19 protein-coding genes and 1 riboswitch are annotated in these 15,609 nt (G+C 71.2%); of the genes, 9 read left to right on the top strand and 10 right to left on the bottom strand.

Annotated features, from left to right (window positions below; all coding sequences use genetic code 11):
• Positions 1 to 4: 4 nt before the first annotated feature.
• On the bottom strand, positions 5 to 862 hold the full coding sequence (locus OG965_RS08650) for a helix-turn-helix domain-containing protein (RefSeq protein ID WP_371650844.1): 858 nt from the start codon (positions 860 to 862) through the stop codon (positions 5 to 7).
• A 242-nt stretch (positions 863 to 1,104) separates the two neighbouring features.
• Between OG965_RS08650 and OG965_RS08645 the strand changes: the two genes are divergently transcribed.
• A complete protein-coding gene (locus OG965_RS08645) occupies positions 1,105 to 1,536 on the top strand; it encodes an ATP-binding protein (protein ID WP_371650842.1) in 432 nt (143 codons plus the stop codon).
• 101 nt (positions 1,537 to 1,637) lie between these two features.
• Here OG965_RS08645 and OG965_RS08640 read toward each other — a convergent pair whose 3' ends face one another.
• From OG965_RS08640 to OG965_RS08630, 3 genes are all read right to left on the bottom strand, one after another.
• Positions 1,638 to 2,111, bottom strand: coding sequence for a C40 family peptidase (locus OG965_RS08640; protein WP_371650840.1), 474 nt, complete (start codon positions 2,109 to 2,111; stop codon positions 1,638 to 1,640).
• Between the two features lie 3 nt (positions 2,112 to 2,114).
• A riboswitch (cyclic di-AMP (ydaO/yuaA leader) is annotated at positions 2,115 to 2,299 on the bottom strand.
• Between the two features lie 315 nt (positions 2,300 to 2,614).
• Entirely contained in the window at positions 2,615 to 2,923 is a 309-nt protein-coding gene (locus OG965_RS08635; protein ID WP_371650838.1) for a hypothetical protein, read from the bottom strand.
• Between the two features lie 4 nt (positions 2,924 to 2,927).
• Positions 2,928 to 3,560, bottom strand: a complete 633-nt coding sequence (locus OG965_RS08630; protein WP_371650836.1) for an ATP-dependent Clp protease proteolytic subunit — start codon at positions 3,558 to 3,560, stop codon at positions 2,928 to 2,930.
• Positions 3,561 to 3,633: 73 nt separating this feature from the next.
• Between OG965_RS08630 and OG965_RS08625 the strand changes: the two genes are divergently transcribed.
• From OG965_RS08625 to OG965_RS08590, 8 genes are all read left to right on the top strand, one after another.
• Positions 3,634 to 3,915 carry a type II toxin-antitoxin system Phd/YefM family antitoxin gene (locus OG965_RS08625; RefSeq protein ID WP_371650834.1) on the top strand — a complete coding sequence of 94 codons (282 nt, stop codon included), beginning with the start codon at positions 3,634 to 3,636 and terminating at the stop codon, positions 3,913 to 3,915.
• 210 nt (positions 3,916 to 4,125) lie between these two features.
• Positions 4,126 to 4,428, top strand: a complete 303-nt coding sequence (locus tag OG965_RS08620; protein WP_371650832.1) for an urease subunit gamma — start codon at positions 4,126 to 4,128, stop codon at positions 4,426 to 4,428.
• 15 nt (positions 4,429 to 4,443) lie between these two features.
• Positions 4,444 to 4,755: an urease subunit beta gene (locus OG965_RS08615; RefSeq protein WP_371650830.1), complete on the top strand. Its 312-nt coding sequence runs from the start codon at positions 4,444 to 4,446 to the stop codon at positions 4,753 to 4,755.
• A complete protein-coding gene (locus OG965_RS08610) occupies positions 4,748 to 6,469 on the top strand; it encodes an urease subunit alpha (RefSeq protein WP_371650828.1) in 1,722 nt (573 codons plus the stop codon). Before OG965_RS08615 ends, OG965_RS08610 begins: the two co-directional genes overlap by 8 nt.
• Before the next feature lie 19 nt (positions 6,470 to 6,488).
• Positions 6,489 to 7,163 (top strand): urease accessory protein UreF, encoded by a 675-nt coding sequence (locus OG965_RS08605; protein WP_371650825.1) that lies wholly within the window; start codon positions 6,489 to 6,491, stop codon positions 7,161 to 7,163.
• A gap of 185 nt (positions 7,164 to 7,348) precedes the next feature.
• A complete protein-coding gene (gene ureG / locus OG965_RS08600; protein ID WP_371650823.1) occupies positions 7,349 to 8,026 on the top strand; it encodes an urease accessory protein UreG in 678 nt (225 codons plus the stop codon).
• Positions 8,014 to 8,796 (top strand): urease accessory protein UreD, encoded by a 783-nt coding sequence (locus OG965_RS08595; protein ID WP_371650820.1) that lies wholly within the window; start codon positions 8,014 to 8,016, stop codon positions 8,794 to 8,796. Before ureG ends, OG965_RS08595 begins: the two co-directional genes overlap by 13 nt.
• Positions 8,797 to 8,904: 108 nt before the next feature.
• Positions 8,905 to 10,482 (top strand): alpha/beta hydrolase, encoded by a 1,578-nt coding sequence (locus tag OG965_RS08590; protein ID WP_371650818.1) that lies wholly within the window; start codon positions 8,905 to 8,907, stop codon positions 10,480 to 10,482.
• A 57-nt stretch (positions 10,483 to 10,539) separates the two neighbouring features.
• On the opposite strand, the gene OG965_RS08585 is transcribed toward OG965_RS08590, so the two are convergent.
• From OG965_RS08585 to OG965_RS08560, 6 genes are all read right to left on the bottom strand, one after another.
• Complete coding sequence (locus tag OG965_RS08585; protein WP_371650816.1) at positions 10,540 to 11,568, bottom strand: NAD-dependent epimerase/dehydratase family protein; 1,029 nt, start codon at positions 11,566 to 11,568, stop codon at positions 10,540 to 10,542.
• Between the two features lie 64 nt (positions 11,569 to 11,632).
• On the bottom strand, positions 11,633 to 12,334 hold the full coding sequence (locus tag OG965_RS08580; protein WP_371650814.1) for a lysophospholipid acyltransferase family protein: 702 nt from the start codon (positions 12,332 to 12,334) through the stop codon (positions 11,633 to 11,635).
• Positions 12,335 to 12,373: 39 nt separating this feature from the next.
• Entirely contained in the window at positions 12,374 to 12,532 is a 159-nt protein-coding gene (locus OG965_RS08575; RefSeq protein WP_180357116.1) for a hypothetical protein, read from the bottom strand.
• Positions 12,533 to 12,615: 83 nt separating this feature from the next.
• Positions 12,616 to 13,572, bottom strand: a complete 957-nt coding sequence (locus OG965_RS08570; RefSeq protein ID WP_371650812.1) for a cytochrome c oxidase assembly protein — start codon at positions 13,570 to 13,572, stop codon at positions 12,616 to 12,618.
• 105 nt (positions 13,573 to 13,677) lie between these two features.
• On the bottom strand, positions 13,678 to 14,703 hold the full coding sequence (locus OG965_RS08565) for a 6-phosphofructokinase (RefSeq protein ID WP_371650810.1): 1,026 nt from the start codon (positions 14,701 to 14,703) through the stop codon (positions 13,678 to 13,680).
• Between the two features lie 159 nt (positions 14,704 to 14,862).
• Positions 14,863 to 15,591, bottom strand: a complete 729-nt coding sequence (locus OG965_RS08560; RefSeq protein ID WP_190091330.1) for a type 1 glutamine amidotransferase — start codon at positions 15,589 to 15,591, stop codon at positions 14,863 to 14,865.
• Positions 15,592 to 15,609 lie beyond the last annotated feature (18 nt).

Below are 15,609 nucleotides of genomic sequence, written 5' to 3'. Positions count from 1 at the left end.
TCCCTTACACGCCGTCAGCCATCCCGGCGATGAGATTCAATGATTCCTTGAACGAGAGGGCCTGCGCCTCGGCCATGTGGAACGCGGCGCTGTACGCCTCAAGGTCTTCTCTCCGTTCGAGATAGAGGCTACTCGTCAAGTGGTCGATAACCACAACGTCCAGATCGGAAATGTTCGGAAAGGAGAAGATAATGAAAGGCCCGGTGAGCCCGATATGGCCACCGCTGCTGAAAGGCACCACCCGCAACCGGACTTGCGGCAGCTGAGCCGCCTCCAGGAGATGGCGCAACTGTCGCCGCATCGCGGGCGCCCCGCCCACCTCGCGGTGCAGTGCCGCCTCGTCGACCACCGCGCTCAGCTCCAGCGGGGGATCGGCCCGCAGCACCTCCTGGCGCGCCAGGCGCACCTCCACCAGGGAGTCCACCCGCGCCGCGTCCGGCCAGCCCAGGGCCGCCCGGGTCACCGCGCGGGCGTACTCGGGCGTCTGGAGCAGCCCCGGCACCACGGACGTCTCCAGGGTGCGCGCCGCCGACGCCTGTGACTCCAGGCTGATGAAGTCCCGGTACTGCGGCGGCAGCAGCCCGCGGTAGGCCTGCCACCACTGGCCACCGCGCCCGTCCGCCGCCCCCGCCAGCGCTTCGAGCAGCGCCCGCAGTTCGGGGTCGGCCACCCCGTACACCTCAAGGAGCCGGGCCACGTCGGCGGGCTTCACCCCGCTGCGGCCGGTCTCGATCCGGCTCACCTTGGACTGGTGCCAGCCCAGCTGCCCGGCGACCTCGCCGCTCGTGAGGGCCGCCGCGCAGCGCAGCCGGCGCAGTTCCTCGCCGAGTTTGCGGCGGCGTACCGCGGGCCCGTGCCACATGTCGGCCTCCTTCCGCCCGGCCGGGATTCGGGCGATGGGCAAGTGTGGCGCCCAAATACGGTCCTTCGTCGCAGAGTTCACCGCTTTGAGGGACAGATATATGCACATCTTGGTGGATCGGCGCATCCGGCGGCACGATGAGTGGCACTCTGGCGCGAAGCACAAGTCCGGGGCGTCCTCGCGTTTGTCCGCTCGCTACGAGCCCAGCAGGCCGGCCCGGGTGGGAAAGGGACAGCGTCGCCATGGCAGACCACCAAGAATCAACCGTCACTCTGCCGAGCGATCCCGCCTCGGTCTCCGTCGCCCGTAGACACGTCGTCGGCGTACTCACCGAATGGGGTCTTCCGTCGGACGCCGACACCGCCGATACGATCCGCCTGATCGTCTCCGAGCTCGCGACCAACGCCGTGCAGCATACGTTCGGCCAGTCGCCCACGTTCACCGTGGAGCTGCGCCTGGAGCGCGACGAGCAGCTCCACATCGGTGTCACCGACAGCCATCCCCGCTGGCCGAAACGTCTTCCCGCCGCCGTCCAGCAGGACAACGGGCGCGGCATGGTGATCATCCGCTGGCTCGCCGCCGAGTGCGGGGGGCGGCTGTCGGTCACCCCGACGCCGGAGGGCGGCAAGACCGTCTGGATCGCGCTGCCGTGGACGGTACCGGTCCAGAGCTGAGCGCTCCGCCGGGAGCGGGGTGATCCGGCTGCGGGCCGGTGAGCGCAAGCGGCGGCGCTCACCGGCCCGCCGTACCACCGGACAGGCCCTCGTGCCGTGCGTCAGCGCACGCGCCCGTACCAGACGCCCTTGGACCAGATCTTCTCCAGCCGCACTACGGACCCGGTCTTGGGGGAGTGCCATATCTTGCCGTTCCCGGCGTAGATCCCCACGTGGTAGACGTTCGAGCCGGAGTGGAAGAACACCAGGTCCCCGCGCTGGCGCGCGGACGACGAGATGTGCCGGGTGCTGTTGTACTGCTGCTGGGTGGTGCGGGGCAGCTTCTTGCCCGCCTGCTTGAACGAGTAGAGGGTGAGCCCCGAGCAGTCGAACCGGTACGGGCCGCTGGCACCGTACTTGTAAGGCGCGCCCTTCTTCGACGCGGCGACGTTGAGCGCCTTCGTCGCGAGTGTCGCGGCGCTCGCCTCACTGCCGGCTCCTGGCACCAGCATCGTGCCGCCGACGGCGGCGAGCGTGAGGGCGGAGACCGCCCCGACTCGACTCAACAGGGACGGGACGTAATTCTGCGCAGTCATGCGCGACCCTTCGTCAAACCGCCTGCGAAGGATGACCTGTCGGGTTCGGACTGGCGAAGATGCCCGGCCGCTCGCGCGGCTTCACCCCAAGGGCCTCCCGGTCTCCCGGTGGGCCCGCACTGCTTGGGTCCTCCACTCCTGCCGATCCACTCAGTCGACCAGTCATCCGGGTGCGGCGGCAGGACTCGGCGTCCGCCCGGACCGCCCCGCCGCGGTGGCGGGGGCTTGTCGTCGGAAGGGATCTTGACCCACGAAGTGTCGGATTTCCGAGCCGAAACGGCGTTTTGTGAGGCTCCTCACGACTGACCCATTCAGGTGTACATCTATGTTTCAACGCTCCTGACGGGCTGTCCGACCTGCGTCGCACCGGCGCTGGAACGATTCATTCCGTTCGGTGTCTGCGCATTCGGAGCAACACCTGCGGTACGTCGTTCGGACCATCGGATGGTGCGAACGGGGGAGGCCGACTCGTACCCGCGCGGGGGTGCACGGACACCGGAGCGTCAACTCGCGGATGACGGCGGCGGCACCGTCAGACGGCCCGCCCGGCGCTCCCCGTCGAGCAGCCGAAGGGCCCGCGCCAGCGTCTCGGAGTGCAGCTCCGACTCGCCGCGCCGATGCATGGTCGTCAGCGCGTCCCGCAGCGCCACGGCCTGCCCGACGAGCGCCTGCGCGGCCCGTAGCGCGCCGTAGGTGTCGCGGTGCCGGGCGGGGTTGATCCGGCCCAGCCTGTCGAGCGCGTCGAGGTACGCGTCGATGAACTCGCCCTCGGCACGCGTCAGCGCGGGCAGCGGCGGAAGTTCCGGCAGCACGGCTCTACCTCCCTTGCGCCGGGGCCGAGTTCTTGCGGCTGGTGACGACGTGGTCGACCAGCCCGTACTCGGCGGCCGCGGTGGCGTCGAGGATGGTGTCCCGCTCGATGTCGGCGCTGATCCGCTCGACGGACCGCCCGGTGTGCCGGGCCAGCAGCTCCGTCAACAGCTCGCGTCCGCGCTGGAGTTCATTGGCGTAGATCTCCAGGTCGGACGGCTGTCCCTGGATCGGCTCGGCGACCGAGGGCTGATGGATCAGGACCCGCGCGCCGGGCAGTGCGAGCCGCTTGCCCGGGGCGCCCGCGGCCAGCAGCACGGCCGCGGCCGAGGCGGCCTGGCCCATGCACACCGTCTCCACGTCGCAGGTGACGAACCGCATGGTGTCGTAGATCGCCGCCATCGCGGTGAGCGAGCCGCCGGGGGAGTTGATGTACAGCGAGATGTCGCGGTCCGGGTCGGCGTGCTCCAGGTGCATGAACTGGGCCATTACGTCGTTGGCCGCGGTGTCGTCGACGGGGGTGCCGAGGAAGATGATCCGCTCCTCCAGGAGCTTGGAGTACGGATCGAGGGTGCGGACCCCGGTCGAGGTGCGCTCGGAGAATTCGGGCAGGACGTGGCGGGCGGACGGGCCGTGCATGACGTACCTCTTCTCTCGTGCCGATGTCTCTGTAAAAAATGTACAGGACGTACAGGCCGTTATGATGGGGAGCATGGCCTATGAGATTCCGGTGACGCAAGCCCGAGCTGAGCTCGCCGAGCTGATCAACCGCGTGGTGTACGGCGGGGAGCGCGTCGTCGTGACCCGGCACGGCAAGCCCCTCGTCGCCCTGGTGTCCGCCGCTGACCTGGAACGACTCGAAAGCGCGGCGGAGCCGGCCGAGGAGCAGGTGATCAGCTCGGTGTCGTCGGTGCGCCACGGCGCGTCCGCTCCCGGCGAACGGCGCCGGTTCGGCATCGCCGCCGAGCACCGTCAGCCGCCGGCGGGTGACTGACGGGCTCCGGATCGCCCGAGCCGGTGATGGATGCATTGGCCATGGATATGCAAAGCGTCAGTTAACGAGCCGGAAAAACTTCCGCCGTAACGTGCAATGCCTGGTTGCGGAGCCGTGAACCGCAGGTCAACAGAGTGTTGAACTTGGCTGGGGTCCCGCAGCGTCGAGGCGGGATTCCCCCGTTCCGGGCACGACTGTGAGGTGGGAAGCGTGCAACTGACGCCGCACGAGCAGGAGAGACTGCTCATCCATGTGGCCGCGGACGTCGCGGACAAGCGCCGCGCCCGCGGGGTGAGACTCAATCACCCCGAAGCCGTCGCGCTCATCACCTCGCACATCCTCGAAGGCGCCCGCGACGGCCGCACCGTCGCCGAACTCATGGAGTCCGGACGCAAGGTGCTCTCCCGCGACGACGTCATGACGGGCATCCCGGAGATGATCCACGACGTACAGGTCGAGGCGACCTTCCCGGACGGCACCAAGCTCGTCACCGTCCACGAGCCCATCGTCTGACGGGGGAGCGCCGCCATGATTCCCGGAGAGATCCTGTTCGCGGACGAGCCCGTCGCCCTCAACGAGGGCCGCGAGACCACCACGATGACCGTCCTCAACGCCGCCGACCGGCCCGTCCAGGTCGGCTCGCACTACCACTTCGCCGAGGCCAACCCCGGCCTGGACTTCGACCGCGCCGCCGCCCGCGGGCTGCGGCTGAACATCGCCGCGGGCACCGCCGTGCGCTTCGAGCCGGGCATCCCCGTCGACGTCGAGCTCGTGCCGCTGGCCGGCCGCCGGATCGTCAGCGGGCTGCGCGGCGAGACCGGAGGTCCCCTCGATGGCTGAGCTCCACCGTGCCGTGTACGCCGACCTGTTCGGCCCCACCACCGGCGACCGCATTCGGCTCGCCGACACCGATCTGCTCGTCGAGATCGAGGAGGACCGCTGCGGCGGACCCGGACGCGCGGGCGACGAGGCGGTGTTCGGCGGCGGCAAGGTGATCCGCGAGTCGATGGGTCAGGCCCGCACCACCCGTGCCGAAGGCGCGCCCGACACCGTGATCACCGGAGTCGTCGTCCTCGACCACTGGGGCATCGTCAAGGCGGACCTCGGCATCCGGGACGGCCGGATCGCCGCGCTCGGCAAGGCGGGCAACCCCGACACCATGGACGGCGTCCACCCGGACCTCGTCATCGGCCCCGAGACCGAGATCATCGCGGGCAACGGGAAGATCCTCACGGCGGGCGCGGTGGACACCCATGTCCACTTCATCTCGCCCACCCTCGTCGACCAGGCGCTCTCCTCGGGCATCACCACCCTCGTCGGCGGCGGCACCGGCCCCGCCGAGGGCACCAAGGCCACCACCGTCACCCCCGGCCCCTGGCATCTGGCCCGGATGTTCGCGGCCCTGGAGAACGCGCCCGTCAACATCGGCCTGCTCGGCAAGGGCAACACCACGTCGCGCGAGGCCATGCACTCCCAGCTGCGCGGCGGCGCCCTCGGATTCAAGATCCACGAGGACTGGGGCGCGACCCCGGCCGTCATCGACGCCTGCCTGGGCGTCTGCGACGAGACCGGCGCCCAACTCGCCATCCACACCGACACGTTGAACGAGGCGGGCTTCGTCGGTGACACCCTCGCCGCCATTGCGGGCCGCTCCATCCACGCGTACCACACCGAGGGTGCGGGCGGCGGGCACGCCCCGGACATCATCACCGTGGTCTCCGAGCCGTACGTACTGCCCAGCTCCACCAACCCGACCCGGCCGCACACCGTCAACACCATCGAGGAACACCTCGACATGCTGATGGTCTGTCACCATCTCAACCCGGCCGTGCCGGAGGACCTGGCGTTCGCCGAGTCCCGTATCCGGCCCTCGACCATCGCAGCCGAGGACATCCTGCACGACCTGGGCGCCATTTCGATCCTCTCCTCCGACTCCCAGGCGATGGGCCGGATCGGCGAGGTCATCCTGCGTACCTGGCAGACCGCGCACGTGATGAAGGTGCGCCGGGGAGCGCTCGCGGGCGACGGGCGGGCCGACAACCACCGGGCGCGCCGCTACGTCGCCAAGTACACGATCAACCCGGCGGTCGCCCAGGGCCTCGACGGCGAGATCGGCTCGGTCGAACCGGGCAAGCTCGCGGACCTGGTGCTGTGGGAGCCCGCGTTCTTCGGCGTCAAGCCGCAGCTCGTCATCAAGGGCGGCCAGATCGCGTACGCGCAGATGGGCGACGCCAACGCGTCCATCCCCACGCCCCAGCCGGTGCTGCCCCGTCCGATGTTCGGCGCGCACGGAAAGGCCCCGGCGGCCAATTCGCTCAACTTCGTGGCGCAGGCCGCCCTCGACGACGGGCTGCCCGAACGACTGGGCCTGGACAAGAAGTTCACCGCCATCAAGAACACCCGCCGGGTGGGCAAGGCGGACATGCGCGAGAACGACGCACTGCCGGACGTCAGGGTCGACCCGGACACCTTCACGGTGACCATCGACGGCGAGGCGGTCGAGCCCGCGCCCGCCGCCGAACTGCCCATGGCCCAGCGTTACTTCCTCTTCTGAGCGGGCGGAGTCGACTCTGATGACCCGAGCTGCCCTGCTCGTCCTCGCCGACGGCCGGTTCCCGGCCGGCGGCCACGCCCACTCGGGCGGCGTCGAACCGGCCGTCAAGGCGGGCCGGGTCCATGACGCGGCCTCCCTGGCGGAGTTCTGCCGGGGGCGGCTGCACACGGCGGGCCTGGTGTCGGCCTCGCTCGCCGCGGCGGCCGTCCTCGGTCTCGACCCGCTCGCGCTCGACGAGGCCGCCGACGCGCGCACCCCGTCCCCGGCGCTGCGGGCCACCGCGCGCAAGCTGGGCCGTCAGATGATGCGGGCGGCGCGGGCCGCCTGGCCGAGTGAGGAGCTGGCCGCGCTGGCGGCGGCCCGGCCGCGCGGGGCGCACCAGCCGGTCGTGCTGGGGCTCGCGGCGCGCGCGGGCGGGCTGTCCGCGCCGGACGCGGCGCACTGCGTCGTGTACGAGACGGTCAGCGGGCCCGCGACGGCGGCGGTCCGGCTGCTCAGCCTCGATCCGTTCGACGCGACGGGCGTGCTGGCACGCCTGGGGCCGGAACTGGACTCGGTGGCCGCGGCGGCGGCGCGGGCCGCCGGCGTCGCCTCGGCCGAGGGGCTCGACGCGCTGCCCGCCGCGTCGGCGCCGTTGCTCGACGTCATGGCCGAAGCGCACGCGGCGTGGCCGGTGCGGCTGTTCGCCTCGTAGGGGACCCCCTTGCGGTGCCCGCTGGGGGCTCCGCCCCCAGCCCCCCGATCGCCCTGAACGGGCTCGTCCTCAAGCGCCGGACGGGCTGAAAGATCCGCCCGCCCGGGCGGGCCCGAGCGGCCTGCACGGGCCAGAAAGATCCGCCCGACCGGGCTGGATCAACCGCCTGACAAGGAGCCCTGACCATGCACCTCGACCACTCCCACGGCGGCCCCGCCGCCATCAGCGCCGACGCCCATCGGCCCGACGGGACCCGGCGGGCCCTGCGCATCGGGCTCGGGGGGCCCGTCGGGTCCGGGAAGACCGCCACCGTGGCCGCGCTCTGCCAGGCCCTGCGGGAGCGGTTCTCGCTCGCCGTCGTCACCAACGACATCTACACCCGTGAGGACGCCGAGTTCCTGCTGCGCAACGCCGTGCTGCCGCCCGAGCGCATCCAGGCCGTGGAGACCGGGGCCTGCCCGCACACCGCCATCAGGGACGACATCTCCGCCAACCTCGAAGCGGTCGAGGACCTGGAGGAGGCGGTCGGGCCGCTCGATCTGATCCTCGTCGAGTCCGGTGGCGACAACCTCACCGCCACCTTCTCCAAGGGCCTGGTCGACGCCCAGATCTTCGTCATCGATGTGGCGGGCGGCGACGACATCCCTCGCAAGGGCGGGCCCGGAGTGACCACGGCCGACCTGCTCGTCGTCAACAAGACCGACCTCGCCCCGTACGTCGGCTCGGACCTGGCGCGGATGGCCCGCGACGCCAAGGAGCAGCGGGCCGAACTGCCCGTCGTCTTCCAGTCGTTGAGGTCCGAGGACGGCGTGGACGCGGTCGCCGAGTGGGTGCGGGAGCGGCTCGCCGCATGGACGGGCTGACCCTCGGCGCGGGGGTGCGCGCCACCGCCCGGATCGTCGCCACCCCCGAGGGCCTGCCCGTCCTGGCGGGCGAGGGCCCGCTGGCGCTGCGCCGCACCCGGGCCACCGGCGGGCGCCACCGGGTCACCGTCGTCGGGGCGATGAGCGCCCCGCTCGGCGGCGACCGCATCGCCGTCGAGGCCGAGGTGCGGGGCGGCGCCCGGCTCACCGTGGACTCGGCCGCCGCCACCATCGCCCTGCCCGGGCGGACCGGTGAGCCCGCGCACTACGACGTGCGTCTGGGCGTCGGCCCCGGCGGCGAGCTGCACTGGCTGCCCGAGCAGCTCATCTCGGCGCGCGGCAGCGATCTGCGCATGCGCACCCACGTGGAGCTCGCGGCGGACGCGCGGCTCGTTCTGCGCGAGGAGCAGATCCTCGGGCGCCACGGCGAGGAGCCCGGTACGCTCGCCACCCGGCTCACCGTGCACCGCGCGGGCCGCCCGCTCCTCGACCAGGCGCTGGCGTACGGTCCCGGCGCACCCGGTGGCTGGAACGGTTCGGCGGTCCTGGGCGGACACCGGGCGGTGGGGCAACTCCTCGTCGTAGACCCGGAGTTGGCCGAGAAACCCGTGCGGGCGCGGATGCTCGGCGAGAGCGCGGTGCTGACACCGCTGGCAGGGCCCGCTTTCCTGGTGACCGCCCTCGCGCCGGACGCCCGGCTGCTGCGGCGCGTGCTCGACGAAGTCCACACCGCTCAGCGGGACTCAGCGTCCCGCCTATCGGTTCGGTAAAGAAACACCAGTACGACCTGTTCTCGACGGCCATCGAGGCGCGAGGATCCCCCGAGACCATGGAACGCGCCGCTCCGAGCGGCGCACTTCAGCAGGGGGAGGAACCACTTGAGACGCACCGCAGTGCTCGGCTCGGCCGGCACTCTGATCGCGGGCACGCTCATAGCGGGCGCGATCGCGGCACCGACGGCCACCGCCGAAAGCCGCCACCACGGCACGTCCGAGGCGCGCGGCGTGCAGCTCGCCGCCGAGCGGGCCGCCAAGAAGGGCATCGACTGGACCGACTGCCCGGCCGACTGGGGCTTCGCCAAGCCGATCCAGTGCGGTTACGTCAGCGTTCCGCTCGACTACGCCCACCCGTACGGCCAGCAGATCAAGCTCGCCGTGGACCGCATCGCCTCGACCGGTACCCCGGCCGAGCGCCAGGGCGCCCTCATCTACAACCCGGGCGGCCCCGGTGCCTCCGGCATGCGCTTCCCGACCCGGGTGACCGGCAAGAACCCCCTGTGGGTCAACACCTCCAAGGCGTACGACTTCGTGGGCTTCGACCCGCGCGGCGTGGGCCACTCGACGCCGATCTCCTGTGTCGACCCGCAGGAGTTCGTCAAGGCGCCGAAGGCCGACCCGGTGCCGTCCAGCGAGGCCGACAAGCGCGCCCAGCGCAAGCTCGCCGCCGAGTACGCGGACGGGTGCGCCGAGCGCAGCGGCTGGATGCTGCCGTTCATGACCACTCCGAACACCGCCCGCGACCTGGACGTCATCCGCGCCGCGCTCGGTGAGAAGAAGCTCAACTACCTGGGCGTCTCCTACGGCACCTACCTGGGCGCGGTCTACGGCACGCTCTTCCCGTCGCACGTGCGCCGCATGCTGGTGGACAGCGTCGTCGACCCGGCGCGCGACAACATCTGGTACCAGGCCAACCTGAACCAGGACGTCGCCTTCCAGGGGCGCTGGAGCGACTGGGAGAAGTGGGTCGCCCAGAACGACGCCACCTACCACCTCGGCGACACGGCGGCCAAGGTCGAGCAGCAGTGGGTGAAGCTGCGCGCCGAGGCCAAGAAGAGCCCCCTCGGCGGCGTGGTCGGCCCGGCCGAGCTCATCGCGTACTTCCAGAACGCCCCGTACTACGACTCGTCCTGGGCGTCCACCGCCAAGACGTGGAGCAAGTACGTGGCGGGCGACACCAAGGCGCTGGTCGACGCGGCCGCTCCCGACATGTCGGACACCAAGGGCAACATCAGCTCCGAGAACGGCAACGCGGTCTACACCGCCGTCGAGTGCGCGGACGCCAAGTGGCCCACCAGCTGGAAGAAGTGGGACCGGGACAACACCCGGCTCAACAAGGACAACCCGTTCATGACCTGGGCGAACGCCTGGATGAACCTGCCGTGTGCCACCTGGCAGACGCGGCAGCAGACCCCGGTCGAGGTCAAGACGGGCAAGGGCCTGCCGCCGGTGCTGATCGTCCAGAGCACCCGGGACGCGGCCACGCCGTACGAGGGCGCCGTCTCGCTGCACCAGCGCTTCAAGGGCTCGCGCCTGATCACCGAGAAGGACGCGGGTTCGCACGGTGTGACCGGTCTGGTCAACCCGTGCATCAACACCCGCGTGGAGGCCTACCTCCTCTCCGGCAAGGTCGACAGCGCCGATGTGACGTGCGCCCCGCACGCCACGCCGAAGCCGTAACGGCCGAGCGCGCATGAAGGAGGGGGCGGCCGCGGTTGCGGCCGCCCCCTTCGCGCGTCAGCCCCGCCCGGCCAGCCAGGCGTCCTCGGCCGCGTAGTCGAACAGGTCCGGGTACTTGGCCATGCCGGGGAACGCCTCCCGCCAGTCCCCGCCCCCGAGCCGGTCCACGATCGACGCGACCGTCGCGGGCAGCGACTCCACGTACCCGGTCACCGGCCGGTATCCCAGCTCCCGCTCGGCCGCCGACATGTCGTAGACGACCGGGTGCGACGCGCTCCACGGGGTGAGGCCCACCGTGCCCGTCGTGGGCGCCCCATCGAAGAGCACCAGCTCGCCGCGCACCCCCATCACCTCGTCGATCGCGGCGCTCATCTCGGCCACGGTCGGCGCCTGCGGGTCGGCCGCGTTGAGCACCCGCGAGCCGGGCCGCAGCGCGGCCAGCCTGATCAGCTCGGCGATGTTGGCGACGTGCGCCGGATGGAAGCGGCTCGCCCCGCCGTGGGCGAGCACCCGCACCGGCCGACCGTCCAGCGCCCGCTTCACGAAGAACAGCTCGCGCGGGCTCCGGCAGTGCGGGCCGTGGATCGCGCCCGCCCGCAGCAGCGTCGAGGGCAGGGCCGAGGCGAGCAGCTCCCGCTCCAGCCGGATCTTGCGCGTACCGTACGTCTCCTCGCCCGGCGCGACCGTGGCCAGCGTCTCGGGGATCGGCACCGGGTAGCGGGGCGAGCCGTCCGGCTCCCCCTGGGTGTCGAAGCTGCGGCCCCGGTCGTCCTCGTACACCGCCCCGCTGGAGATCACCACGGCCGAGCCGACGCGGTCCGCGAGTGCGGCCAGTTGCCGGGCGTGCCCGCCGTCGTACGCCGCCATGTCCACCAGGACGTCGCAGCCGTCCCCGAGGGCCGCGGCCAGCTCCCCTTCCGCGTCCCGGTCGAGCGCGAGCGGGCGCACCCCGTCCGGCCAGCCCGGATCGCTCCCACCGCCGCGCGAGGCGGCCCGCACCTCCCACCCGTCCTCGGCGAGCACGCGCACGGCGGCCCGCCCGATCTGGCCCGTGGCACCTACGACGAACGCTGTTCCCTTGCCCATGCAGGGGACGCTACGACCACGTGATCACCGGGGCCAGGGAGTTGCGCCGTGCGCGGATCCGCTGTCAGCCGAGGATCTTGGGGAACTTTCCGGCCTCCTCGGCCTTCACGTCGGCCGCGTACCGGTCCACGTACTCCTGCCCGGAGAGCTCCAGGATCTTGTACATGAGCTCGTCGGTGGCGGCCCGCAGCACCGCCTTCTCGTTCTCCATGCCGGTGTAGCGGGAGAAGTCCAGCGGCGCGCCGAACCGGATGGTGACCCTCCTGATCTTCGGCATGACCTGTCCGGGCGGCTGGATCTCGAAGGTGCCGACCATCGCGCACGGGATCACCGGCACCTGCGCCTTCAGCGCCATCACGGCGACCCCGACCTTGCCCTTGTAGAGCCGTCCGTCGTGGGAGCGGGTGCCCTCCGGGTAGATGCCCAGGAGCTCGTTCTTGCTCAGCACCCCGAGGCCCTCGCGGATCGCCGCCTTCCCGGCCTCCTTGCCGGAGCGGTCCACCGGGATCTGCCCGACGGCGCGGAAGAAGGCGGCGGTGAGCCGGCCCCTGATGCCGGGCCCGGTGAAGTACTCCTGCTTGGCGAGGAAGGTGATACGCCGTTTGAGCATCACCGGCATCAGGAAGTGGTCGGAGAACGACAGGTGGTTGCCCGCGACGATCGCCGCGCCGTCGTCCGGAATGTGCTCCAGGCCCTCGATCCTGGGCCGGAAGAGCAGCCTCAGCAACGGCCCCAGAAGGGCGTACTTGAGCACGTAGTACAGCAACGCACCAGCTCCTCACCAGGCCCGCCCGCCGGGCCACGCTCAGGCGCTGCGCGAAGCCGCCATGCCCACCGTCGCCAGGCCGAGGACCACCCAGCCGAACCAGAGCCAGCCGCTGCTGCCGAGCGCCACCGTGTACGCAGTGATCATCACCAGCGCCACGACGGTGAGCACCACCATCGCCTTCGTCGTGCCGGGCATGGGGTCCCCTTCCTCCCGGCCGCTGCCGTGAAGTCCATGGTCGCCCCGTGAGGGCCCGTCGCGCCAGACCGGCGCACCGGGTGTTACTGCCCGCGTGCGTTCAGCGAGGCCAGATAGGCGTTGTAGGCCGCCAGCTCCTTGTCGCCGTCGCGGTCGGCGGCCCGGTCCTGGCGCCTCGCCTCGCGCTTCTCGGTCGCGTACCACTGGAAGACCAGCGCGATCAGGACCAGCACGGACGGGATCTCGCTGAAGGCCCAGGCGATGCCGCCGGCCGCCTCCTGGTCGGCGAGCGCGTCGATGCCGAGCGAGGAGGGCGGGTTCTTGTACGTGCCGATCATCGGCTGGGTCGCCATCATCAGGGCGATGCCGAAGAAGGCGTGGAACGGCATGCCCGCGAAGAGCTCCAGCATCCGCATGATGTAGCCGGGGCGGTGCGGGCCCGGGTCGACGCCCATGATCGGCCAGAAGAAGATCAGGCCGACGGCGAGGAAGTGGACCATCATCGCGATGTGGCCGGTCCTCGAACCCATCAGGAAGTCGAAGAGCGGCGAGAAGTAGAGCCCGTAGAGGCTCGCGATGAACATCGGGATCGTGAACGCGGGGTGCGTGATGATCCGCAGATAGCGGCTGTGCAGCAGGGCGAGCAGCAGCTCGCGCGGCCCCTTGCGGCCGCGCCCGGCGACCGGCAGCGCCCGCAGCGTCAGCGTCACCGGCGCGCCCAGCAGCAGCAGGATCGGCGAGAGCATGCTGATGACCATGTGCTGGACCATGTGCACGCTAAACATGACCATGCCGTAGTCGTTGAGCTTGGTGCACATCACCAGGGCGATGCTCAGCACGCCGAGGGTCCAGAAGACCATCCGGCTCACCGGCCAGCTGTCGCCGCGCCTGCGCAGCCGCAGCACCGCCCAGCCGTACAGACCGAGCCCCGCGATACAGCCGATCAGGAAGAACGGGTCCGTGGACCACTCCAGGCCGCGCCCCAGCGTGAACGGCGGCAGATCCATGTTCATGCCCATGCCGTGCCCGCCGTGATCCATCCGCTGACTCCTGATTTCGTACCGGTTGTCCGCACCCAGAGTAGAGCCGCCCCCGGTCGCGATCGCGACCGGGGGCGGCTCGTTGCGCGCAGAACGATGTGGGCGTTACAGGACGCACTCCGCCTCGGCGTACCGCTCGGCCGGGACGGTCTTGAGCGTCGCCGTCGCCTCGGCGAGCGGGACCATGGTGATGTCGGTGCCGCGCAGCGCGGTCAGCATCCCGAACTCGCGGCGGTGCACGGCCTCCACCGCGTGCCAGCCGAACCGGGTGGCCAGGACGCGGTCGTACGCGGTCGGGGTGCCGCCGCGCTGGACGTGGCCGAGGATGACCGCGCGGGCCTCCTTGCCCAGGCGCTGCTCCAGCTCCACGGAGAGCTGGCTGGCGACGCCCGCGAACCGCTCGTGGCCGTAGATGTCGGTGCCGCCCACGTCGAAGCGCATCGAGCCCTCGCGCGGCTTGGCGCCCTCGGCGACGACCACGATCGCGAACTTCTTGCCCGCCGAGAACCGGCGGCCGACCAGCTCGGTCAGCTCGTCGATGTCGAAGGGGCGCTCCGGCACGACGATCGCGTGGGCGCCGGCGGCCATGCCGGAGTGCAGCGCGATCCAGCCGGTGTGGCGGCCCATGACCTCGACGATCAGCACGCGCTGATGCGACTCGGCGGTCGTCTTGAGGCGGTCGAGCGCCTCGGTGGCCACGCCGACGGCCGTGTCGAAGCCGAAGGTGACGTCGGTCGACGCGATGTCGTTGTCGATGGTCTTCGGCACGCCGACGATCGGCAGGCCCGCCTCGGAGAGCAGATGGGCGGCCTTGAGCGTGCCCTCGCCGCCGATCGGGATGATCGCGTCGAGGCCGAGCTCTGCGACATGGCCCTTCGCGCGCTCGACGCCGTCGCGCAGATGCGCGGGCTGAACGCGGGAGGAGCCGAGGATCGTGCCGCCGAGGGCGAGGATGCCGCCGACCGCGTCCAGGTCGAGCTTGCGGTAGTCGGCCTCCAGGAGACCCTTCCAGCCGTCGTGGAAGCCGATGACCTCGTCGCCGTGGTCGACCACCGCGCGGTGCACGACGGAACGGATGACGGCATTCAGGCCGGGGCAGTCGCCGCCGGAGGTGAGCACACCAATTCGCATTGCCCGGAAAACCTTTGCAACGTGGGCCGACGACCGGACCACGTCGTCCGGTTGGATCCCCGCCACCCTACCGGCGCAGGGTGGCGGGGCCGAATCAGACGTCCGACTGATGGACGTCAGACGAAAGTACGAACGCCGTCTTCCGGGGCTGAGCCCGGGTCAGGCGGGCTGGGTCGCCGAGGCGATGCGCTCGGCGCGCAGCGCCTCGTACCAGCGGTCGTCGGTCGGCGGCAGCGCGTTCACATCGAGGGCCAGCTTCAGCAGCAGGTCCGCGATCTGCGGGTTCCGCGCGAGCACGGGACCGTGCATGTACGTGCCGAAGACCGTCTCGTTGTACGCGCCCTCGGTGCCGTCGCCGGTGCCGTTGCCCCGGCCCAGGCGGACCCGGGCGAACGGGCGGGCCGTGGGGCCCAGGTGTGTGACGCCCTGGTGGTTCTCGAAACCGGTCAACTGCGGCAGGCCGAGCCGCTCGTCGATGTCGCCCAGCACGTCGCCGACGCAGCGCTCGCCCTCGCCCCGGGTGGAGACCACGTCGAGCAGGCCGAGGCCCGGCTCGCGCTCGCCGAGGTCGTTGATGAACTCGTGGCCCAGGATCTGGTACCCGGCGCAGACCGAGAAGATGATCGCGCCGTTGGCGGCGGCGCGCTGCAGGCCGCCGTCGCGGCGCAGCCGCTCGGCCGCGAGCCGCTGCGGCCGGTCCTCGCCGCCGCCGATCAGATAGATGTCGCCCGACGACGGCACCGGCTGGTCGCTGCGGACGTCGAGACGGGCCACGTCGAGGCCGCGCTGGCGGGCCCGGCGCTCCACGACCAGCGCGTTGCCCTGGTCGCCGTACGTGCTCAGCAGGTCGGGGTAGACCCACACGAGGCGCAGGCTGTTGTCGCTCATGCTCGCTTGCTCCTTAGG

It is taken from the genome of Streptomyces sp. NBC_00224, assembly GCF_041435195.1.
Lineage (GTDB): Bacteria > Actinomycetota > Actinomycetes > Streptomycetales > Streptomycetaceae > Streptomyces.
Note: the sequence above shows the minus strand (reverse complement) of the source record. Positions and strands in the feature narration are given on the sequence as shown.